Here is a 3,822-nt window from a genome sequence, read left to right on the forward strand (position 1 = left end):
GCTCCAGTAGCAGGTCCCGGTCCACGGTCTCCTCCGGGTACACGACGGTGACGTGCGGCGGGCAGATCCGCATCATGCGGGGGTCCCACACCGCGCGGAGCTCGTCGACCGCGGCGGCGGCCGCGCCGGTCAGGTGGACCGTCACGTGGTGCCGCACGGGGCTCACGACAGCTCCGCCCGGCGTCCGGCCAGGAAGCGTCGTTCCACCGGGTTGACGGTGAGGGCCAGGGCCTCGTCGTAGGCCGCGGCCGCCTCCTCCCGGCGGCCGAGGCGGGCGAGGACCGAGGCGCGGGCGGCGGGCAGGTAGGGGTAGCGGACGAGGTCGGGCGTCAGGGCGTCCATCTCGCCCAGCACCTCGCGGAGGTCGACACCGGGGACCTGGCTGCGGGCGGCCGCGCGGTTGAGGGCGGCGACCGCCGACGGCCAGACGCGCACCAGGGCGTCGTAGGTGACCACCACCTGCGACCAGTCCGTCCGCTCCCAGCTCGGGGCGACGGCGTGCAGTCCGGCCAGCGCGGCCTGCAGCGCGAACCGGCCGGGCGGGGTGCCCGCGCGCAGGGCGGCGGTGGCGTGCGCCAGTCCCTCCCTGGTGCGCCGCGGGTCCCACGCGGAGCGGTCCTGGTCGGCCAACAGGACGAGCTCGCCGTCGGGATCGGTCCGGGTGCCGCCGCGGGCCTCGGTGAGCAGGAGCAGCCCGAGCAGCCCGCGGGGTTCGGGCTCCGCGGGCAGCACCCGGACGAGCATGCGGGACAGTGCGATCGCCCGCGTGGTCAGCCCGGTGTCGGCCAGCTCCGTGCCCGAACCGACGTGCCCCGCCGTGTAGACGAGGTGCACCACGGTGAGGGCGGCGTCCAGCCGGGGCGCCAGCTCGTCGTCGGCGGGCACCCGGAACGGGATCCGCGCGGCGGCGATCTTGCGTTTGGCCCGGGTGATCCGCCTGGCCACGCCCGCCTCCCCGGTCAGGAGCACGGCGGCGATCGCCGCGGTGTCCAGCCCGCAGACCAGGCGCAGGGTGAGCGCGACCTGGGACTCGCGGGCCAGGGCGGGGTGGCAACAGGTGAGCACGAGGCGGAGCGGATCGGTCGGCGCGGGCTCCGCCTCGTCCGCGGCGGGGTCCTCGACCAGCAGCGGGAGCTTGCGGCGCAACGTCTGCTCCCGCCGCAGCCGGTCGAGCGCGACCCGGCGGGCGGTCGTGGTCAGCCAGCCCGCCGGATTGTCCGGGACGCCCTCGGGCCACACCCGCAGGGCGCGTTCGAAGGCCTCCTGGGTGCAGTCCTCGGCGAGGTCGAGGTCGCGGGTGAGCCGGGCGGTGGCCGCGACGACCACCACCCAGCACTCGCGGTAGGCCCGGGTCAGCGCCTCCCCGGCAGCGACGGACACGCCCGCTCAGGCGTCGGGCATCGCCATCACGGGACGCACCTCGACGGTCCCGGCCGGGCAGACGGCCGCCAGCCGTAGGGCGACGTCCAGATCGGGCGCGTCGATCACGTAGAAGCCGCCGAGGGCCTCCTTGGTGTCGGCGAAGGGGCCGTCGGTGACCAGCGGGGCACCCTCGCCGCGCCGGACCGTGCTGGCGGTCGACGACCGCTCCAGCGCCTCGCCGCCGACGACCTCGGCGCCCGCCTCGCGGACCGCCTCCATGAACGCCTCGTGCAGCCGGAACTCGTCCGCGACGTCCTGGTCGCCCGCGGTGTCGTACCAGTCCTCGGAGTCGTACATCAGGAACACGTACTGGGCCATGACCGAGTCCTCCCTGGGTTGTGGGTCATCCCTCTGACGAACGGGCGGGGCCGAATCGGACACCGGACACGATCCTCCCGCAGACGGGTCTCCCGGCACACTCCCGACCACAGAGCCTCGGCGACGAAGTGTCTTAGTAGCTAGGGTGATCGGATGAGCCATCCGGCGGACTCCGACGAGGGGATGACCCTCGCGGTGGAGCGGGACGGCCTCGTCCGGCTCACCTGGACGCCGGGCGTGCGGATCACCGGCGACCTGGCGGGCGTGGCGATGGGCCGGGTCGACGTGCACAACGGCGACGACCGGCGCCCGCTGCTCGTCGTCATGCGCGGGACGGGCGAGCTCACCCGGGAGGCCCGGATGGTCTTCGCCCGCCGCTGCACCGCGAGCCGGATCGCCCTGCTCGGGACCTCGGCCGTCGACCGGGTGCTGGCCAACTTCGCGCTCGGCGTGCGCTCCCAGCCGGTCCCCACCCGCTTCTTCACCGACGAGGCCGCCGCGTTGGATTGGCTGCGGCGGTGAGCGACCGGGACGACGCGCGGCTCGACCAGCTCGTCGAGCTGGTGGTGGAGCTCGCCTCGGGTCGGCTGGACCGCAGGATGGACGTCTCCCCGGCCGGGGACCGGATCGACGCCGTCGTCATGGGGCTCAACATGATGGCCGAGGAGCTGCAGGCGCTCAACGGGGACCTGGAGGCCCGCGTCGCCGAACGCACCGCCCAGCTGCACTCCGCCCAGCGGCAGCTCGAGCAGGTGGCGCTCTACGACCCGCTGACCGGGTTGGCGAACCGCTCGCTGCTCGGCGACCGGATCGCCCAGGCGATGGCCCACGCGGACCACGGCGCCGCCCCGCCCGCCGTGCTGGTGGTCGACCTCGACGGCTTCAAGGCGGTCAACGACACCTTCGGGCACGGCACCGGGGACCTGCTGCTCGTCGAGGTCGCCGAGGTGCTGCGGCGGGTCGTGCACGACACCGACACCGTCGCGCGGCTCGGCGGCGACGAGTTCGCCCTCGTGGTGCTCGACGGCGAGGTCGAACGGGTGCTGGAGGTGGCCGACCGCATCCGGTCGGCACTCGAACACCCGGTGCTCGCGGGCGGGCACGCGTGCTGGGTCGGCGCGAGCATCGGTGTCTGCTTCTCCACGCGCGGCCAGTCGGCCGACACGCTGCTGCGAGACGCCGACACCGCGATGTACGCGGCCAAGGCCACCGCGCCCGGGACGGTCCAGATCTACGAGCCCGCGATGCACGCGGCGGCGCTCTCGCGCGTCCGGCTCGCCGAGGACCTCCGGGCGGCCCTCGCGACCGACCAGCTGCGGGTGCACTACCAGCCGATCGTCGAGCTCGCCGACCGCAGCCTGGCCGGGGTGGAGGCGCTCGCCCGCTGGCACCATCCCGAACGGGGGCCGCTGCCGCCCGAGGAGTTCGTGGCCGTGGCCGAGGCGACCGGGCTGGTCGGCATGCTGGACACCTGGGTCCTCGACACGGCCGTCGCACAGCTCGCCCGATGGCGCGCGGGCGTGCTCGGCGACCGGCCCTTCGGGCTGCACGTGAACATCTCGCCCGCCGGGTTCCGGTCGCCGCGCTTCGCCGACACCGTGACCGAGTGCCTCGCCCGGCACGGGGTGCCCGCCGGGGCCGTGATGCTCGAGGTCACCGAGACCCAGATGATGGGCGAGGACGCCCAGACGCTGCAGTCGATGGAGGCGCTGCGGGCCGCGGGCATCGGGGTGGCGATCGACGACTTCGGCACCGGGTGCTCGTCGCTCACCTACGTCCGGCGGCTCTTCGTGGACCTCATCAAGATCGACCGCTCACTGGTCACCGGCCTGGACACCGACCCCCACCAGCACGGGGTCGCGGCGGCCATCCTCGCCGTCGTCGACGCGTTCGGGCTGGCCGCCGTGGCCGAGGGCGTCGAGACCGAGGCGCAGGCGGCCGTGCTCACGGGGCTGGGCTGCCGGTACGGCCAGGGCTGGCTCTGGGGCAGGCCGCAGTCCGCGACACACATGACGCGCAGGCTGCGCGCGACCGTGGCGCGGTGACGGTCCGCCGGATCGCCCTGCTGTGGCACGTGCTCCG

General features: G+C 74.8%; 4 protein-coding genes. 2 read left to right on the top strand and 2 right to left on the bottom strand.

The genetic code is table 11. The annotated features are described in order from the left end of the window. Positions 1-162 precede the first annotated feature (162 nt). Both H5J29_RS24475 and H5J29_RS24480 read right to left on the bottom strand, forming a co-directional pair. The gene (locus H5J29_RS24475) at positions 163-1,380 is read right to left on the bottom strand and encodes an RNA polymerase sigma factor (RefSeq protein ID WP_181783383.1); all 1,218 of its coding nucleotides are present in this window, start codon (positions 1,378-1,380) and stop codon (positions 163-165) included. Between the two features lie 6 nt (positions 1,381-1,386). Beyond that, a complete protein-coding gene (locus H5J29_RS24480) occupies positions 1,387-1,740 on the bottom strand; it encodes a YciI family protein (protein WP_181783384.1) in 354 nt (117 codons plus the stop codon). Positions 1,741-1,893: 153 nt separating this feature from the next. Here H5J29_RS24480 and H5J29_RS24485 point away from each other — a divergent pair, with 153 nt between their 5' ends. Beyond that, positions 1,894-2,262, top strand: a complete 369-nt coding sequence (locus H5J29_RS24485) for a DUF7793 family protein (protein WP_181783385.1) — start codon at positions 1,894-1,896, stop codon at positions 2,260-2,262. Next, a complete protein-coding gene (locus tag H5J29_RS24490) occupies positions 2,259-3,785 on the top strand; it encodes a putative bifunctional diguanylate cyclase/phosphodiesterase (protein ID WP_181783386.1) in 1,527 nt (508 codons plus the stop codon). The genes H5J29_RS24485 and H5J29_RS24490 overlap by 4 nt, the downstream gene beginning before the upstream one ends. The last annotated feature ends 37 nt before the right edge of the window (positions 3,786-3,822 follow it).

This window comes from Pseudonocardia pini (assembly GCF_013870575.1).
Classification (GTDB): Bacteria; Actinomycetota; Actinomycetes; order Mycobacteriales; family Pseudonocardiaceae; genus Pseudonocardia; species Pseudonocardia pini.